We start from the raw sequence: 18,338 nt of genomic DNA, 5'->3' as shown, positions 1-18,338 counted from the left end.
ACTATTTCCCAACTAAGCTTTTTAATTTCATATTCAACACTCCAAAAATGGCTTCAGAGATAATTCCACTGCTCATTTTTGACTTCCCTTTGGAACGGTCCGTGAAGATCACGGGCACTTCTATAATTTTAAATTTTTTAAGATACGCTTTAAATTTCATTTCAATTTGAAAGGCGTAGCCCACAAATTTGATGTCGTCCAAATTAATGGCTTCCAACACATGGCGCTTATAGCATACAAAACCAGCCGTGGTATCCTGAAGCTTCATACGAGTAATCAACCTTACATATTTTGATGCAAAATACGACATCAATACACGGCTCATGGGCCAATTAACCACATTAACCCCCTTGATGTAACGTGAGCCAATAGACACATCGGCACCTTCTTGGGCGCAGGCACGATACAGCCTTACCAGGTCTTTAGGGTCATGAGAGAAATCGGCGTCCATTTCAAAAATGTATCCATAACTTCGCTCCAAACACCATTTGAACCCATCTATATAAGCTCTTCCCAAACCAGTTTTGCTCTCGCGCTTTAACAAAAATAAGGAATCTGGAAACTCCTTTTGAAGTTCAACAACTTTAAGTCCTGTTAAATCCGGGGAGTTATCATCAACCACCAATATATCGAAGGCCTTGTCCTGAGTAAATACGGCCCTGATTATGGCCTCAATATTTTCAATTTCGTTATAGGTTGGTATGATGACAATGGCATCCCTCATGCAATCAAATTTTAGCAAAAGTAAGTTTTTTAATGTATTATTTTTATTGAAAAGTCCTTAATTAAAAGTTAAACAGCTAAAAAATTCTTAGTAATTTAGCGCTATGTTAAGAGAGGTTGTTTCTAACGAATGGTTTACTATTTTAATTGTTATGAGTTTAGGCTTTATAGCAATGGCCAAATTTATGTTTGAACACCGATTTTATGATTTTTTGGTCTTGATTGGGAATTCCAAATACTTAAAAATCTACAGCAGAGATCAAAAGTTTGTCGATGGTTTTGACACTCTATTGTTTTTAAACCTGATCATTTCGGTATCCATTTTTACTTACATCAGTTACAGCACCTTTATTGACCCGGCCAATTTCAACCTCATGGCATTTTCAAAATTGCTTATTGGCATTGGGGCCGTACTCCTCATAAAAGTACTTTTGGAGCGCCTATTGGGCAGTCTTTTTGAAATTGACCAACTCATGGACCAATACCTATTTCAAAAGACCAGTTTCAAGAACTTAAGCGGCCTTTTTTTATTGCCTATCAACATCTTATTAATATACACCATAGCCCCATCTAAGCTTATAATTTTTTGCACGCTAGCCCTGATGGTGCTTATCAATAGCATTGGATTTGCAACCACTTTCAAGAACCATCAAAATATGATAATGAATAACTTATTCTATTTTATTTTGTATCTTTGCGCACTTGAAATTGGTCCTTATCTAATTTTATATCACATATTAATCAATTACTAAGCTTAAACCTATACCAAAGCCTATGAAAGTGAAAACAATTTTAGTGTCGCAACCAGAACCTAAAATAGAAAATTCGCCTTATTTTGATCTTCAGGAAAAACAAAAAGTAAAGATAGACTTCCGCCCTTTTATCCATGTTGAGGGAGTTCCTGCAAAGGAAATCAGACAACAAAAAGTAGATTTGAGCCAATATACTGCCATTATCCTTACCAGTAGAAATTCTGTAGATCATTTTTTTAGAGTAGCCGATGAAATGCGCTTTAAAGTGCCGGATACCATGAAATACTTTTGCCAGTCTGAAGCTGTGGCTTATTACTTGCAAAAATACGTAGTGTACCGTAAGCGTAAAATTTATGTTGGAAAACGCACCTTCGCGGAGCTTTCTCCTTTGATCAAAAAATATAAGGACGAAAATTTCCTGCTGCCTACCACAGACAAATTGAAACCAGAGGTACCGGAAACCATGAATGCCCTTAACGTAAAATGGAAAGAAGCTGTATTTTACAAAACTGTCATCAGCGACCTTTCAGATCTTGAAAACGTTACTTACGATATCTTGGTATTTTTTAGTCCTTCAGGAATTGAATCCTTATTCCACAATTTCCCTGAATTTAAACAAAACAACACACGTATTGCCGTATTTGGAAACACTACCATTAAAGCAGTTGAAGCCAAAGGCTTGCGTGTAGATATTGCAGCACCAACGCCAGAAACACCATCCATGACGATGGCACTAGAAAAGTATATTGAAAAAGTGAATAAGGGAAAATAAACCTTTACGCAACCTCATAAAAAAAGCGATTCAAAATTGAATCGCTTTTTTATTTTCCTTTTTCATTAATTTTTAGAAGGCGTAACGCTGCGGTCCTCCTCTTCTAATTTCTTCGTTTGCGTAGCTTTCAAACTTCTTGAAGTTCTCTCTAAAGGCATTGGTCAATTTAAAGGCCATGGTGTAATATGCCTCATCGTCGTTCCAAGTTGTTCTTGGACTCAAAACCTCCGTTGGTACGCCAGGACAGGTTCTTGGCTGTGCTACTCCAAATACAGAGTGAATGTGATAATCATCATAATTATACAATCCTAAATCACCATTCAACACCGCATTGATCATTGCTCTGGTATATTTAAGTTTCATTCGGGTTCCTACGCCATAAGGACCACCAGTCCACCCAGTATTAACCAACCATACGTTTACTCCGGTCTCCTTCATTTTCTTACTTAACATCTCTGCATATTTAGTTGGATGCAAAGGCATAAAAGGCGCCCCAAAACAAGCGGAGAAAGATGGCTGTGGCTCCAATACACCTGCTTCCGTTCCTGCTACTTTAGCCGTATAACCAGAAATAAAATGATACGCAGCTTGGGCTGGTGTAAGCTTGGAGATAGGAGGCAATACCCCAAACGCATCCGCTGTCAAAAAGAAGATGTTTTTTGGATTTTTACCTATGGATGGTTGCTGAATATTATTGATATGATGTATCGGGTAGCTTACACGTGTATTTTGAGTGATGGACGTATTTGCAAAATCAACAGCGCCATTGTCATCCAAAATTACATTTTCAAGAATAGCGCCCTTTTTAATGGCATTGAAAATATCTGGTTCGTTTTCTTCAGAAAGGTTAATCACCTTAGCATAGCATCCGCCTTCAAAATTAAACACGGTATTTTCGTTGGTCCAACCGTGCTCATCATCTCCTATCAATTTTCTGTTAGGATCGGCTGAAAGCGTTGTTTTTCCCGTACCGGACAACCCAAAGAAAATAGCCGTATCACCTTCTTCTCCAACATTGGCACTACAGTGCATTGGTAAGGTATTTTTAAAGACCGGCAAAATAAAGTTAAGAGCAGAGAAAATACCTTTTTTAATTTCTCCAGTATACCCTGTACCGCCAATTAAGGCAATTTTTCTGGTAAAGTCCAAAATGGCAAAATTATGTTGGCGCGTACCATCCTCTTCTGGGTTAGCCATAAAACCAGGCGCATTTACAATGGTCCATTCTGGTTGAAACCCTTCCCATTCCTTTTCCGTAGGACGCAAAAACATGTTATAGGCAAACATGTTACTCCATGGATACTCATTGATTACGCGAATGTTCAATCTATAATTGTCATCGGCACAAGCATAACTATCACGAACAAAAATTTCCTTTCCAGAAAGGTATTCTGTTACTTTATCATATAGTTTTTCAAACTTGTCAGAGTCAAATGGAATGTTGATGTCTCCCCACCAAACTTTGTCCTTAGTGATTTCGTCTTTAACAATAAAACGATCTTTTGGAGATCTACCTGTAAACTCTCCTGTATTGATTGCCAAAGCACCAGAAGAAGCTTCCACTCCTTGTTCTTTGTCAATTGTAATGTCATGTAATTCTTCTGGGGATAATTGATATTGTACCTTTGCATTCTTGATTCCGTAGCTATCTAGCGAAATCGTTTTCGTAGTTTGGGTATTTTCTACCATAATTTTGTTTGTGTTGTTTGTCCTGCAAAATTAACAACAATATTTTAAAGTTCCACCTAAAACCTTATTTATCGGTTTTCATTTTTAAAAAGTCCAAAAACATCAGCACCCAAGCGGCTATAAGAAGGAGTCCGCCAATTGGAGTAATAAAACCTATGCTTTTAAAATTAAACCCTGTAAGATTATTTGTAGCCAATCCATATATAGATCCCGAAAAGAAAAGCACTCCCAACAGCACCAAGTAGAACATTATTTTTTTTGTTTTTTGGGAAATAAATTGTGTACTCCCAACAAATAAAAGTAATAAGGCATGGTACATTTGATAGCGTACCCCTGTCTCGAATGTTTGCTGGGCCTCCACGGCAATTAATTCCTTTAAACCATGAGCCCCGAAGGCTCCTAAAACAATACTAATGGCACCTAAAAGAGCGGCCGCCACCAAAATGGATTTATTCATATATTTTAAAAATTTGGTTTTTAATGCCTTGACATTTTATTACATTCGTAACAAAATTAACTAACTATTCTCATTATGCGAAAAATTTTAGTGATTGGTTCTGGTAAATCTGCATCTTACCTTATAAAGTATTTATTGGACAAATCTGACGAGGAACAACTATTTGTTATTGTAGGCGACGTCAATTTCTCTAATGCCAAAAAATTAATCAATCACCACCATAATGCACAGGCCATTGTATTGGATGTAAAGGATAGAAAGTCAAGACAGGCCGCCATTCAAAATGCCGATATTGTTGTATCCATGCTACCCGCCAGAATGCATGTAGAAATTGCTAAGGATTGTATTTCCTTCAATAAAAACATGGTAACCGCTTCGTATGTAAGTGAAGAAATGCAAAAATTGGACAAAGCTGCAAAAGAGAAAGACCTCGTATTTATGAACGAAGTGGGAGTAGACCCTGGAATTGACCACATGAGCGCCATGAAGGTTATAGACCGAATTAGAGAACAAGGAGGAAAAATTCTTCTATTTGAATCCTTTACAGGAGGTTTGGTGGCTCCTGAAAGCGATAACAATCTTTGGAACTATAAATTTACTTGGAACCCGCGAAATGTAGTATTGGCGGGTCAAGGTGGTGCAGCCAAATTTTTACAGGAAGGCACCTTTAAATACATTCCCTACAACCGTCTTTTTAGACGTACGGAATTTTTGGACATTGAAGAGTATGGCAGGTTTGAAGCCTATGCCAATAGAGATTCCCTAAAATACCAAAGCATTTATGGCCTTGACGATGCCAAGACATTGTATCGTGGTACCATGCGAAAAGTGGGCTTCAGTAGGGCTTGGAATATTTTCGTCCAGTTGGGCATGACCGATGACGAATATACCATGGACGATAGTGAACAAATGACCTACCGCGATTTTGTAAATGCCTTTTTACCATACAGCCCTACAGATTCGGTAGAACTAAAACTGCGTCATGCGCTTAAAATTGACCAGGACGATATCGTTTGGGACAAACTTATAGAATTGGACCTGTTCAGCAATACTAAAAAGGTTGGCCTTAAAAAGGCTACTCCTGCAAAGATTTTACAGAAAATATTGGAAGACAGTTGGACTTTGGGCGAGGACGAAAAAGACATGATTGTCATGTACCATAAGTTCGGATACGAACTCCATGGGAAAAAGCATCAAATTGACGCTACAATGGTTTGTTTGGGAGAAGACAAAACCTATACCGCCATGGCTAAAACTGTAGGCCTTCCCGTAGCCATTGCCACTCTAGCCGTTTTAAACGAAAAAATTACCAGGCCAGGAGTACAAATACCAATTCATAAGGATATTTATGAACCCATTTTAAATGAATTGGAAAGCTACGATATTGTGTTTAAAGAGTACGATGTGCCCTACTTAGGCTACAATCCGTTAATACTTTAGCCAAAAAAGCTAATAAATTGAATACTGTTTGTTAACTTTATACTTTCAAAACCTATTCAATAGGTATAGAATTTTCGAAAATCTATGATTTGCCATGAAAGTCGTTAATCAAAATATCCAAATAGACGGGATCGACAAAAAAATCCTCAGGGCATTAATGGAAGATGCCCGCACCCCTATTTTGGAAATTGCAAGGCAAGTGGGCATTTCTGGTGCCGCCATTCACCAACGCTTGCGAAAATTGGAAAAATCAGGATTAATTGCCGGCTCCAAGTTTGTGATCAATCCCAAAATTTTGGGCTATACTACCATGGCTTTTATTGGGATTTATTTAGACAAGGCGGTAAGCAATCCCGAGGCGGTAAAACAACTTAAGAAAATACCAGAGGTCATCGAATGTCACTATACAACTGGAAACTGGAGTATTTTCATTAAAGTACTTTGTAAGGACAACGAGCACCTTATGCACCTATTGAACAAAGACATTCAATCTATTTCTGGGGTTTCCAGAACCGAAACCTTTATTTCCTTGGCACAGCAAATCGATAGACAGATTAACGTATAATTTTATAGCCAACTGTTCATTATACTTCTCTGGAAAAAGCACATAAGATAAAAAGAAAGAGTCCTTTATTAAGGACTCTTTCTTTTTACATCATTTATTTAAGCTATTACCATTAGTCTCTGGACATAAAAATTTGCAACACATACCAGAACAACAACATTAAGGATGCAAACAAACCTAACGATGCCGGTATGTAATCTTCAGTAGAATATTTATGCACCAAATTCGAGGTTTGGTACAAAATGGAACCACCGGCCAACAAACACATTCCAACAGAGAACCATAAACCTAGATTGAATCCAAAAATGGTTCCGGCAATAATCAACCCAATGGCTATAAAAAATCCAATGGTCAACCCTGTTTTAATGAATGAAAAATCCTTTTTGGTAACAAAAACCACTGCCGAAAGCCCAGTAAACAGAGCTAAGGTTACTATTGCGGCTTGATTAAGCATTTCTGGACCAGAATCCATATAGTAAGCTGCAATAAAAATAATTGGTACAAATATGAAAGCTTCAGCCAAAATGTATATACCGTAAGCCAAATACTGCTTGCTCTTATCTTCCGAACGCATCGCGGTACTCTCAGCATAATTGGTAATAAACATAAAGCCTCCAAGCATTAAGAGCCACTTATAGCCGTCCATCATGGACAACATAAAATTAACCACCGTCTCGCTTTGCAGTAGTAAATATTCAAAAAGAATAAAGACCAGTACGCCCCCTGCAACATGGGCATAGGTTTTTTTGTAAAACGATATCCGGTCTGTTTCCGCTAATTCGCTTAACATGATTTTGGGTTGGACATTTTGTTCCATAAAATAAAAGTTAGTTTATTGGTTTAGATTTTGAAAGTAGCAAAAAAAAGTCAGATGTGCTCATCTGACTTTTAATTTTTATAAGATTACACTTACTAATCTCGCCCTCCAAAAACTTGCATGGCCCAGTACAACAAGGAAGCCAAAGCACCAATAGCCGCCACCAAATAAGTACGTGCCGCCCATTTTAAAGCATCTTCAGAACCTGCATACTCCTCTGGCGTGAGCATGTGTTTGTTTTTCAACCATGCCAAAGCTCTGTTACTGGCATCATATTCTACCGGTAAAGTAATAAAGCTAAAAAGCGTAGCGGCTCCCATAAACACCAAGCCCAATACGGCAATCCAAAATCCCATACCAACACCTGCTGCTGCACCAAGAATCAAACCTCCTATCACCAACCATTGCGACATCCCCGAAGTAACACTTACCACCGGCACCAATGCCGAACGCATTTGCAAAGCTTTATATGCTTGGGCATGTTGTACGGCATGTCCGCACTCGTGAGCAGCCACCGCAGCTGCCGCAGCATTGCGCTGGTTATACACCGCTTCACTTAAATTAACAGTTTTGTTCTTTGGATTGTAATGATCTGTCAACTGTCCTCTCGTAGAAATTACCTGTACATCCGTAATGCCATTATCAGCCAACATTTTTTCGGCAATTTCTTTTCCACTCATGCCATTTCTTAAATGGACCTTAGAGTACTGCTTAAATTTCTGTTTTAATTGATTACTTACTATCCAACTTACCAATGCAATCGCCCCAATAAGTAAGTAATACCCCATATATCCTCCCATAGCTTTTGAGTTTAAAATTTGTCCTATAAAGATAACAAAAAGCAGGCCATTTTATGGTAAGGAAATTTTGTCAGTTACTCACATAATCTGACGGCCAGACAAATTGCTCTAAATTTTTGAACCTTAATATAATTCCTATATTTGTCAAAATATTTTTACAAAACTAATTCAATAACCAAACCAAAATCCACCTGTTATTATGAAACACATTATTTGTGCCCTTTTTGTGGCAGCAATGCTTTTTTCTTGTTCTAAAGATGAGGAAGGAAGCCCAAAAATCTACCAAAAAATTGCTTTGGATATTACAGATGCCCAAAACTTGGCAGTCATAAATCCTAACTCAAGTTTTGGAAGAAATGGCAACGATGGTTCTGCCTCCCTTTACAAACTTACCACTAATGGCAATTTTGAAGCGGTTTCCTTTATTAATGCGGATGGCACATCATTGGATGAAGGGGCTACCGATACCCAAATAGAAGTCAACAACATCATCAATTTGAATAGCGATTTTGTTGTCTTGGGCGGCTATTTTAAAGTCTATGATACGATTGGAAACACCCAAGAACATTACTCTCTTTTAGTAAGAAAAAATGACGGAGCAATTTTCGATTTTGAATTAGGAAATGCCTTATCTAACGCCAATCCTGATTCGCGTCAATTTATTAATAGCAAGCCTTTTGATGTAGACAGCAATGAGAATATCTATTTTACTGGATATTCTGATGAATTCTACAAACTGCAACTTAATAGCTTACCTACTCCTTCTTATACCAATATTGGGCTTAGCGGTCAGCATATTTCTTACTTCGATACCGACTCCCAAGGCAATATTTATTTTAATGACGGAGAGGGCTACTTAAAAGTTCTTAAAGCTACAGGAGGTGTTGAAGTAATCAGTGAAAATGACCCACATTTCTATTGGGTTGGCAATAATGGTAAATTTTATTACTGTGAAGGAGACAATGGCCAATTTTATATGGCAGATGGTAGCACAGGGAACTATTCTCCTACACTTTTATTTACAGAATATGCTACCACTTATTATAATGGACAATATTTTCAAGTAAACAAAGGCAATTCCAGCCTATTCATAAGTGTCAGTTATAACAGCAACGGTAGGCACTATGAGTTTTCTGAAACTACCAATACCATCTCAGAAATAGATTTACCTTACAATCCAGAAGCCATTATCCAAACAGCAGAAACCTTATACATGTACAATGGTACCAATGTTTACAAAATGAACTTAAGTGATAATTCATATGAGATGATTTCATCCAACGCCTATGAAATCTACACCATGAGCCTTGATCAAAATGACAATTTATTATTTAGTGGGCTTAGATACAGTGATGGGAAAAAAGTGATAGGAGAAATGAGCATTACAGGAGATGTCACCATTATTGAGGAAGAGATGAACAATGAAGCTGTTTCCTTGATAAGACTGGATTAATCAGCAAACAAACATCCAATATAAAAAGAAGGCTTCAACCATTTGAAGCCTTCTTTTATTAATATATACAACAACTATAAAAATTCTCTTTACTTCGGTTCCATCATCTTTGAAGTCCACCCAAAGGATTCCGCGATTCCATCATACACAATTTCGCCCTTAACAATATTTAATCCTTTAGACAATGAAGTATCTTGTTTACAAGCGTCTTCCCAGCCCATATCTGCCAATTTCAAAACATAAGGCAAGGTGACATTGGTCAATGCCATAGTAGAAGTATAAGGGACCGCTCCCGGCATATTGGCTACACAGTAATGCACAATATCATCTATAATAAAAGTGGGGTTTTCATGAGTGGTTGGTTTACTGGTTTCAATACAACCTCCTTGATCCACCGCCACATCAATTAACACCGTCCCTGGCCGCATCTCCTTTAACATGTCTCGTGTAATCAATTTAGGTGCCTTCCCTCCTTTTATCAAGACCCCTCCAATAATTAAATCATGGGTTTTGATATGCTTTTTAATATTGTACACACTAGAAAATTCAGTCACCACGTGATTGGGCATAATGTCATTTACATAACGTAAACGTTTCATATTAATATCCATAATGGTAACATGCGCCCCCAAGCCTGCCGCCATTTTAGCGGCCTGAATCCCAACAACACCGGCCCCCAATACCAACACTTTTCCTGGAGGCACACCAGGCACACCACCTAGCAACACCCCTCTTCCTTTAATTGGTTTTTCCAAATACTTTGCCCCCTGCTGAATGGCCATTCTCCCGGCAACTTCAGACATTGGAGTCAATAATGGCAAACTGCCATCTTCATCTTCCACGGTTTCATAGGCGATACACACTGCTTCACTTTTGAGCATCGCCAAAGTGAGTGGTTCACTGGAAGCAAAATGGAAATAAGTAAACACAATTTGATTAGGTTTCACTAAAGGATATTCCGAAGCAATGGGCTCCTTTACCTTTACAATCATATCGCTTGACGCATACACTTCTTCAATGGTATCCAAGATAATGGCACCCACTTCCAAATAATCTTCATCAAAAAATCCACTTCCTTCGCCGGCAGTGGATTGCACATAAACTGTATGGTTTCTATTGATTAATTCGAACACACCGGCGGGGGTCATGCCCACCCTACTTTCATTGTTTTTAATTTCTTTTGGAACGCCAATTTTCATGGTATCGAAGGTTTTAAGGTTATGATGGACTTAAAGATACAAGGAATCTACGAAAGCATATAAATGAAAATCAGGTTTTTGGGATTTTTATAGAATCCTCAAAAAGTGGATTCTATTTAAAGGATTTTTTAATTGAAAAGGAATACCATTTTTATCAGTTCGTCATTTCGAGTGATTGGTTGGAATGTTAATGGAAACCTATTGTATCGAGAAAAAGAACTGAAACTAGTAAATGTTCTCGATACAAAATTCTTTTCAAGAATTTCACTCGAACTGACGCCATAGAAATTGTTAAACACTTTATCTGACGAATAATGGTTGTCATTCTGAACGCACGTGAAGCATCTCTAGTTTGGCAGAGATTCCTCCGATGTCGGAATGACATAAAGATGATACCTACTTATAGGTTTGAAGGTATGCAGTTGAACTACAGATGAGTTCTCTATACAGATTTCTTGCAGAAATCCACGCGAACTGACGGTTGGAGATACTATTAAAAAAAAGAGGCTCCGATACGAAATCGAAGCCTCTCAACTATATCACATTAGGCCAATTAGCCTACAATATTCACAATCTTTCCAGGTACAATGATGACCTTTTTAGGGGTACGTCCCTGCAACTGCTCTTGGGTTTTCTCATGAGCCATCACCGTTTTCTCGATGTCCTCTTTACTCATATCCAACGGCAACTCAAGCGTAAAACGCATTTTACCATTGAAGGAAATAGGGTAGTTTTTACTGCTTTCCACCAAGTGCCTTTCATCAAACACAGGGAAAGCGGCAGTAGAAATACTTCCTTCATTTCCTAATTGGCTCCAAAGTTCTTCAGCAATATGCGGTGCATAAGGAGAAATCAACACCAATAACGGTTCCAACACTGCTTTGCTGGTACATTTTTGAGCAGTCAACTCATTCACGGCAATCATAAAAGTAGACACGGATGTGTTGAACGAGAAATTCTCAATATCCTCTTCTACCTTTTTAATGGTTTTATGAAGGGTCTTTAAGTTGTCCTTGGTGGCTTCGCTATCGGTTACTATTAGGGCATCGTTCTCAAAGAACAATTTCCAAAGTTTCTTTAGGAAACCGTGAACTCCCGTAATTCCTGCCGTATTCCAAGGTTTGGCCTGCTCCAATGGCCCAAGGAACATTTCATACAAACGTAAACTGTCTGCTCCGTACTCCTCACAAATGTTGTCTGGATTTACCACATTGTATTTGGACTTGGACATTTTTTCAACCTCGCGACCTACTTTATATACCCCATCTTCCAATACAAACTCAGCATCCTTAAATTCCTCTCTCCAATTTTTGAATGCTTCTACATCCAATTCATCTGAAGCATTTACAAAAGATACATCCGTATGGATTGGCTGTACTTTTTGCCCTTCAATTAATCCTTTTGACAAGAATTTATTTTCACCTTCAACTCGATACACAAAAGCCGAAGTCCCCAAAATCATTCCTTGGTTGATCAACTTTTTAAATGGTTCTTCAACCCCTACATATCCACGATCCTTAAGGAACTTGGTCCAGAAACGGGCATATAGCAAGTGCCCTGTGGCGTGCTCGCTTCCACCAATATATAGGTCGACGTTTTCCCAGTATTTTAAAGCCTCTTCGCTTGCAAAGGCTTCACCGCGTTTGGCGGCTTCTTCCATATAACGGAAGAAATACCAAGAACTCCCTGCCCATCCTGGCATGGTGTTCAATTCCAAAGGGAATACCGTTGTGTTGTTTATGTTCTCGTTGCTTACCACCGTGTTGGTTTCGGTACACCAGGCCCAAACATCGGCGCGGCCCAATGGCGGCTCCCCTGTTTCTGTTGGCAAGTACTTTTCAACTTCTGGCAAGGTGATTGGCAAATGTACCTGATCAATCATTTGCGGCATGCCATTCACATAATATACTGGGAACGGCTCACCCCAATAACGCTGACGGCTAAATACCGCATCGCGCAAACGGTAATTGGTTTTTCCATTACCTTGACCAAGAGCTTCCAATTGCTCGATGACCTTTTTGGTAGCGTCTTTATAATTCAATCCGTTTAGGAAATCGCTGTTGGCAATGATGGTGGCTTCCTTATCGGCAAAAGCTTCTTCGGAAATATCCACGTCTTCAAAAATATTAGGAATCTCGATATTGAAATGCTTCGCAAAATCATAATCGCGCTGATCTCCACAAGGCACGGCCATTACCGCTCCTGTTCCGTAGCTGGCCAATACATAATCCCCAATCCAGATTGGAATAGGCTCTTTACTGAACGGGTGCTCTGCATAAGCCCCTGTAAACACTCCAGAAATGGTCTTTACATCCGCCATACGCTCACGTTCACTACGCTTTGCAGTCGCTTCAATATAGTTGTTCACCGCTTCTTTTTGATCATCGGTTACGATTTTGGATACCAAGTCGTGCTCTGGTGCCAAGGTCATAAAGCTCACCCCGAAAATAGTATCAGGACGTGTAGTGAACACCTCGATCACCTCATCATGACCATTCACATTAAAGGTCACACTAGCTCCAACCGACTTCCCAATCCAGTTGCGTTGACTTTCTTTTAGCGAATCCGTCCAATCGATAGTTTCCAAACCTTGTAGCAAACGCTCTGCAAAGGCAGAAATACGCATGCTCCATTGTGTCATTTTTTTACGTACTACAGGATGCCCCCCACGTTCGGACACACCATTTACAATTTCGTCATTTGCCAAAACCGTTCCCAAAGCAGGACACCAGTTCACTTCGGTTTCTGCCAAATAGGTCAAACGGTATTGCAAAAGGATTCCCTGTTGTTTTTCAGAAGAAAATTGATTCCATTCCTCTGCTGAAAACGCTTCTATAGTATCATCGCATGCCGCATTGATATTAGCGTTTCCTTCCGCAGCAAATTTTGCCACAAGGGTCTCTATAGGCTCTGCTTTGTTATTGTCATAATTATACCAAGACTCAAACAATTGGATAAAGATCCATTGTGTCCATTTGTAATATTCTGGATTGCTGGTACGTACTTCACGAGACCAATCGAATGAAAAACCAATTTTATCCAACTGCCTTCTGTAGGTCGCAATATTGGTTTCGGTAGTGATGGCAGGATGCTGTCCTGTTTGGATAGCATACTGTTCTGCCGGCAAACCAAAGCTATCGTACCCTTGTGGGTGCAATACATTAAAGCCTTTATGGCGCTTGTAACGCGCATAAATATCGGAGGCAATATATCCCAGTGGGTGCCCAACATGCAGTCCCGCACCACTTGGGTAAGGAAACATGTCCAATACGTAGTATTTGGGTTTATCGCTGTTGTTTTCGGCTTTAAAGGTATGGTTGTCGGCCCAATATTGTTGCCATTTGGCCTCTATCTCGTTGAAATTATATGTCATAACAATGTCTGCTAGTGCAAGAACTTGATTAATTGTACTTCAATTTTAAAGCAGCAAATTTACGGACAATAAAACAATGTTGAAAGTTTAAACGTTGTAAACCTAAGGGGTATAGAATTCTTTTATATTTTTACGTCGCTAACAAGATTACATATGAGCTCTTCTTTTGACAGATACCAAAAGCGCAAGTTAATTTCATCCTATTTTTCTGTGGTCATCAGTATTGCACTGGTACTGTTTTTATTAGGTTGTTTGGGCCTTTTAGTGTTGAATGCCAAAAAGGTGGCAGACCACTTTAAAGAGCAGGTCGTATTGACCATTTATTTGAACGATTCTGCCAAGGAAGTGGAGGTGAACCAACTTGAAAAGAGCCTTTCCATGGCCGATTATACCAAATCCATCACCTATGTTTCCAAAGAAGAAGCTGCCGAACTCATGAAAGCAGAGACCGGTGAGGACTTTATGGACTTTGTGGGCTACAACCCTTTGCAGAACTCCATCGATGTATACCTAAAAGCCGATTATGTTACCAACGCGACCTTAGATGAAATTACCGAAGAACTCTCTACCAAGGCTTTTATTGAAGAAATCCGTTACGACAACGACTTGGTAGAGCTCATGAACGATAACGTTAAGAAAATCACTTTTTGGGTATTGGTCATTAGCGGACTGTTTACCCTCATTGCGGTATTATTGATCAACAGTTCTATTAGGTTGGCCGTATACTCCAAGCGTTTTATCATCAAGACCATGCAAATGGTTGGGGCTACCAAACGCTTTATCAGAAGACCTTTTGTGTTGAAAAATGTTCAGTTGGGCATTATTGGCTCTATCGTTGCTCTGGCAGGAATGGCTGTAGTGCTGCATTACCTTAACAAGACTTTCCCTGAACTAGGCCTTTTAGGGCAGCCGGTATTGATTGCCGCCTTGTTTGCCGCGGTATTCTTAATGGGAATTTTAATTACTTGGATCAGTACCTTTATTGCCACCCAACGTTTCTTGAACCTGAAAACAGACCAGTTGTATTATTAAACAACTTAGGGCAGAACACCAAATCTTATGCATTGCACCCTTTGTGACAGCCAGCTCAACCAAAAGGCCGATGCCTATTATTTTATCTGTCATACCTGTGGTGCCTTTGTAATGGACAAGCTCCAATACTTTACAACCGAACAGGAAAAAGCCCATTACGAGTCCCACAACAACGATGTCAACGACCCTGGCTACCAGACCTTTACATCCCCAATTACTAATGCCATTTTAAAAGCACAGACTCCTGAGCATTTAGGCTTGGACTATGGCTGTGGCAGTGGTCCCGTAATCACCAAAATGCTTCAGGAACAACAGTACCAAGTAAACTTGTTCGATCCCTATTTCTATCCAGACCAGTCTTACAAAAATCACCGTTACGATTATATTTTTAGCTGTGAAGTCTTTGAACACTTCTACCATCCCAAACAGGAGATTGCCCAATTGGTAGGCCTTTTACAACCCGAAGGTCGTTTGTATATCATGACGCATCTGTACCAAGGCCATCCAGATTTCAACACCTGGTATTACCGCAAGGATGCCACCCACGTATTTATCTATACCGAACAAACCATGAGGTATATTGCAGATACATTCAACTTGGTTATTGAGAGTTTAGGGGAACGAATGACGGTGTTTCGGAAACTATCCTGAAGTATTAAAATCCTATCTAAGATATATAAGTTCAGTCTAACAAAACCATTTCTTATCCAAGCCAACCATCCCCTCCAAATTTACAGCTCCTTAACGCGAAAGTTTTAAATAAAACCGTTACTTTGCACTTGCCTAAAGTGCCTTGTAGTACTAAGGCCATTGTCCAGGTTGTTGGCAATGCAATTTGTTTCAAAGAATTTCACAGCATATGGGAGCACAAAAGCAAAAAGAAACCAGCAAACAAGACTTTCTTTTCGGGAAGAAAAACTACCAGTTCATGCTTATTGGCTTGGCCTGTATTGGCCTTGGATTTATACTAATGGCTGGAGGCGGTAGTGACGACCCTAATGTATTCAACCCTGATATTTTCAATTTCAGACGCATCCGTGTGGCTCCTACCCTAGTGCTTATTGGCTTTGCAATTGAGATCTATGCCATCTTGCTCAACCCGCATAAAGCGCCAAAATCCAACAACTAGTTAAGGCCTTCGCCGTTCTGTTTGACATCCCATTATTGATATTTATACCGCATGGACATTATCGACGCCATCATCCTTGGAATTGTACAAGGGCTTACCGAATTTTTACCCGTATCTTCTAGTGGCCACCTCGAGTTAGGGAAAGCCATTTTGGGAGACAGCTCCATTCCTCAAGAAAGTTTAATGTTTACCGTGGTATTGCATTTTGCCACCGCCCTAAGCACCATCGTCGTGTTTAGAAAAGATATTTTAAGCCTATTGGAGGGCATATTTAAGTTCCAATGGAACGAAGACCTTCAGTTTGCTTCCAAGATTGCCCTGTCCATGATTCCAGCTGTCATCATCGGGGTGTTTTTTGAATCGGAGTTAGAAGAACTTTTTGGCGGTAACATCCTCTTGGTTGGCTGTATGCTATTGGTAACTGCTGCCCTATTGTTTTTGGCAGACCGTGCCAAAAACACCAACAAACCAGTAAGTTTCAGCAATGCCTTTGTTATTGGTATATCGCAGGCCGTTGCCATGTTGCCTGGTATTTCGCGTTCTGGAGCAACTATTTCCACCTCGGTGCTGTTGGGGAACGACAAAACCAAAGCGGCCCGTTTTTCATTTTTAATGGTGGTGCCCCTTATCTTTGGAAAGATTGCCAAAGATATCCTTGGCGGAGAATTGAGCTACGAGAGCTCCAACTTTACCGCTCTTAGCATTGGTTTTGTAGCGGCCTTTGTGGCGGGACTTTTTGCCTGTACCTGGATGATTGCCTTGGTGAAGAAAAGTAAACTTTCCTATTTCTCGGTGTACTGTGCCATTGTGGGCCTAATTGCCATTGTAGTAGCCTTAATGTAATTTGATTTTGTGATGATGACTGCTGAAGATTTTAAAGACGGACAAGTATTATTAATAGACAAACCCCTTACCTGGACTTCCTTTCAAGTGGTGAACAAACTACGTTGGGAAATCAGGCATGCCCATAATATTAAAAAGATAAAGGTAGGCCACGCCGGAACTTTAGACCCTTTGGCCTCTGGGCTTTTGGTGATCTGTACCGGAAAAATGACCAAACAAATCAATACTTTTCAGGCGCAGATAAAGGAATATACCGGTACCATTGTGTTGGGCAGTACCACCCCTTCCTACGATTTGGAAACCGACATTGATGCCACCTATCCAACCGACCATATTACCGAAGCACTGATCCACGAAACCACAAAAAGCTTTTTGGGAGATATCGAGCAATACCCACCTGTATTTTCGGCCATAAAAAAAGACGGAAAACGTTTGTATGAATTTGCCAGAGCTGGTGAAGAGGTAGAAGTAAAACCAAGAACCATTAATATCTCCGAATTTGAAATCACCCGTATTGGGGAGAACGAAGTCGATTTTAGGGTGGTATGCAGCAAGGGCACTTACATCCGTTCCTTGGCGCACGATTTTGGGAAAGCCTTGAACTCTGGAGGTCACCTCTCGGTATTGCGCCGTACCAAGATTGGCGATTTTGATGTGGCCAATGCCCTCACCCCGGAAAATTTTATAAAGACCCTAGTTTCGGAATAGTTTTTGTGTAAGGGTTTTCATGAACAATCAACCTCTATGAAGCCATCCCTTTTTGCCCTATGCCTGCTTGTAAGTGTATCCACTTTTGCTCAAGACGGCCTTAAAAACAAAGGCCTTTTCTACAAATTTTCCCTGGCCGCGACCCTTAGGACCAATTCAGACTACGTAGTAACCCGAGACGACGGCAACACCCTTATCCAACTTAACGGGCTATTCATTAACAACTCTTTGGGCTATCAGTTTGACAGGCGTGCCAGTGTGGCCCTAAACGTAGAGTACGACCATTACTTTAAACAGAGTTTCAACTTTATGCCGGTGTATGCCACCTTCCGTTACAATGTACTGGATTTTGACGACCGATTGTTCCTTCGTGCAGGTTATGGAAAACTCTTCGACATGGGCGCACATTTTGAAAACGGCACTATGTACAAGGCCGGTATAGGCATACAGACCTTTGATGCCAATTATAGAAATTCCTGGCTGTTTGGACTGGATTTTAGCCGAAAACGCTTTGGCTACAGACAAGAGGACAAGCTTTCCAGCGTAGCCATTTTCATCGAATTTATGTTGTTTTAATCTATTTTAG

The 18,338-nt window shown here is 39.8% G+C and carries 18 protein-coding genes; 11 read left to right on the top strand and 7 right to left on the bottom strand.

The genetic code is table 11. The annotated features are described in order from the left end of the window. Position 1: 1 nt before the first annotated feature. The gene (locus RBH95_RS02900) at positions 2 to 724 is read right to left on the bottom strand and encodes a polyprenol monophosphomannose synthase (protein ID WP_307901236.1); all 723 of its coding nucleotides are present in this window, start codon (positions 722 to 724) and stop codon (positions 2 to 4) included. Positions 725 to 827: 103 nt separating this feature from the next. Here RBH95_RS02900 and RBH95_RS02895 point away from each other — a divergent pair, with 103 nt between their 5' ends. Next, on the top strand, positions 828 to 1,475 hold the full coding sequence (locus RBH95_RS02895) for a DUF4271 domain-containing protein (protein WP_307901235.1): 648 nt from the start codon (positions 828 to 830) through the stop codon (positions 1,473 to 1,475). A 22-nt stretch (positions 1,476 to 1,497) separates the two neighbouring features. Then, positions 1,498 to 2,247 (top strand): uroporphyrinogen-III synthase, encoded by a 750-nt coding sequence (locus tag RBH95_RS02890; protein ID WP_307901234.1) that lies wholly within the window; start codon positions 1,498 to 1,500, stop codon positions 2,245 to 2,247. Between the two features lie 72 nt (positions 2,248 to 2,319). Here the strand turns inward: RBH95_RS02890 and pckA are convergent, their stop codons facing one another. Both pckA and RBH95_RS02880 read right to left on the bottom strand, forming a co-directional pair. Next, entirely contained in the window at positions 2,320 to 3,936 is a 1,617-nt protein-coding gene (pckA, locus tag RBH95_RS02885) for a phosphoenolpyruvate carboxykinase (ATP) (RefSeq protein ID WP_307901233.1), read from the bottom strand. A 64-nt stretch (positions 3,937 to 4,000) separates the two neighbouring features. Next, a complete protein-coding gene (locus RBH95_RS02880) occupies positions 4,001 to 4,393 on the bottom strand; it encodes a DUF423 domain-containing protein (RefSeq protein ID WP_307901232.1) in 393 nt (130 codons plus the stop codon). 75 nt (positions 4,394 to 4,468) lie between these two features. Here RBH95_RS02880 and RBH95_RS02875 point away from each other — a divergent pair, with 75 nt between their 5' ends. Next, entirely contained in the window at positions 4,469 to 5,833 is a 1,365-nt protein-coding gene (locus tag RBH95_RS02875) for a saccharopine dehydrogenase family protein (protein WP_307901231.1), read from the top strand. A 94-nt stretch (positions 5,834 to 5,927) separates the two neighbouring features. Beyond that, positions 5,928 to 6,398 carry an Lrp/AsnC ligand binding domain-containing protein gene (locus RBH95_RS02870; protein ID WP_307901230.1) on the top strand — a complete coding sequence of 157 codons (471 nt, stop codon included), beginning with the start codon at positions 5,928 to 5,930 and terminating at the stop codon, positions 6,396 to 6,398. A gap of 112 nt (positions 6,399 to 6,510) precedes the next feature. On the opposite strand, the gene RBH95_RS02865 is transcribed toward RBH95_RS02870, so the two are convergent. After that, entirely contained in the window at positions 6,511 to 7,215 is a 705-nt protein-coding gene (locus tag RBH95_RS02865; RefSeq protein WP_307901229.1) for a Bax inhibitor-1 family protein, read from the bottom strand. A 95-nt stretch (positions 7,216 to 7,310) separates the two neighbouring features. After that, on the bottom strand, positions 7,311 to 8,003 hold the full coding sequence (locus tag RBH95_RS02860) for a zinc metallopeptidase (RefSeq protein WP_307902220.1): 693 nt from the start codon (positions 8,001 to 8,003) through the stop codon (positions 7,311 to 7,313). A 211-nt stretch (positions 8,004 to 8,214) separates the two neighbouring features. Between RBH95_RS02860 and RBH95_RS02855 the strand changes: the two genes are divergently transcribed. Beyond that, positions 8,215 to 9,468 carry a hypothetical protein gene (locus RBH95_RS02855; RefSeq protein ID WP_307901228.1) on the top strand — a complete coding sequence of 418 codons (1,254 nt, stop codon included), beginning with the start codon at positions 8,215 to 8,217 and terminating at the stop codon, positions 9,466 to 9,468. A gap of 89 nt (positions 9,469 to 9,557) precedes the next feature. On the opposite strand, the gene ald is transcribed toward RBH95_RS02855, so the two are convergent. Next, positions 9,558 to 10,667, bottom strand: coding sequence for an alanine dehydrogenase (gene ald, locus RBH95_RS02850; RefSeq protein WP_307901227.1), 1,110 nt, complete (start codon positions 10,665 to 10,667; stop codon positions 9,558 to 9,560). A gap of 553 nt (positions 10,668 to 11,220) precedes the next feature. Further along, positions 11,221 to 14,040, bottom strand: coding sequence for a leucine--tRNA ligase (gene leuS / locus RBH95_RS02845; protein WP_307901226.1), 2,820 nt, complete (start codon positions 14,038 to 14,040; stop codon positions 11,221 to 11,223). 153 nt (positions 14,041 to 14,193) lie between these two features. Here leuS and RBH95_RS02840 point away from each other — a divergent pair, with 153 nt between their 5' ends. From RBH95_RS02840 to RBH95_RS02815, 6 genes are all read left to right on the top strand, one after another. Then, positions 14,194 to 15,072, top strand: a complete 879-nt coding sequence (locus tag RBH95_RS02840; RefSeq protein WP_053976925.1) for an ABC transporter permease — start codon at positions 14,194 to 14,196, stop codon at positions 15,070 to 15,072. 27 nt (positions 15,073 to 15,099) lie between these two features. Beyond that, on the top strand, positions 15,100 to 15,723 hold the full coding sequence (locus RBH95_RS02835) for a class I SAM-dependent methyltransferase (protein WP_307901225.1): 624 nt from the start codon (positions 15,100 to 15,102) through the stop codon (positions 15,721 to 15,723). A 208-nt stretch (positions 15,724 to 15,931) separates the two neighbouring features. Further along, positions 15,932 to 16,201: a DUF3098 domain-containing protein gene (locus RBH95_RS02830; protein ID WP_307901224.1), complete on the top strand. Its 270-nt coding sequence runs from the start codon at positions 15,932 to 15,934 to the stop codon at positions 16,199 to 16,201. A gap of 51 nt (positions 16,202 to 16,252) precedes the next feature. After that, complete coding sequence (locus RBH95_RS02825; protein ID WP_307901223.1) at positions 16,253 to 17,044, top strand: undecaprenyl-diphosphate phosphatase; 792 nt, start codon at positions 16,253 to 16,255, stop codon at positions 17,042 to 17,044. Positions 17,045 to 17,056: 12 nt separating this feature from the next. Beyond that, entirely contained in the window at positions 17,057 to 17,752 is a 696-nt protein-coding gene (gene truB, locus RBH95_RS02820) for a tRNA pseudouridine(55) synthase TruB (protein ID WP_374047808.1), read from the top strand. Between the two features lie 36 nt (positions 17,753 to 17,788). Continuing rightward, the gene (locus RBH95_RS02815) at positions 17,789 to 18,328 is read left to right on the top strand and encodes a hypothetical protein (protein ID WP_307901222.1); all 540 of its coding nucleotides are present in this window, start codon (positions 17,789 to 17,791) and stop codon (positions 18,326 to 18,328) included. Positions 18,329 to 18,338 lie beyond the last annotated feature (10 nt).

Source organism: Mangrovimonas sp. YM274, from assembly GCF_030908385.1.
In the GTDB taxonomy this organism is placed as follows: domain Bacteria; phylum Bacteroidota; class Bacteroidia; order Flavobacteriales; family Flavobacteriaceae; genus Mangrovimonas_A.
The sequence above is the reverse complement of the archived record's forward strand: the minus strand, read 5'-3'. Positions and strand labels throughout refer to the sequence as shown.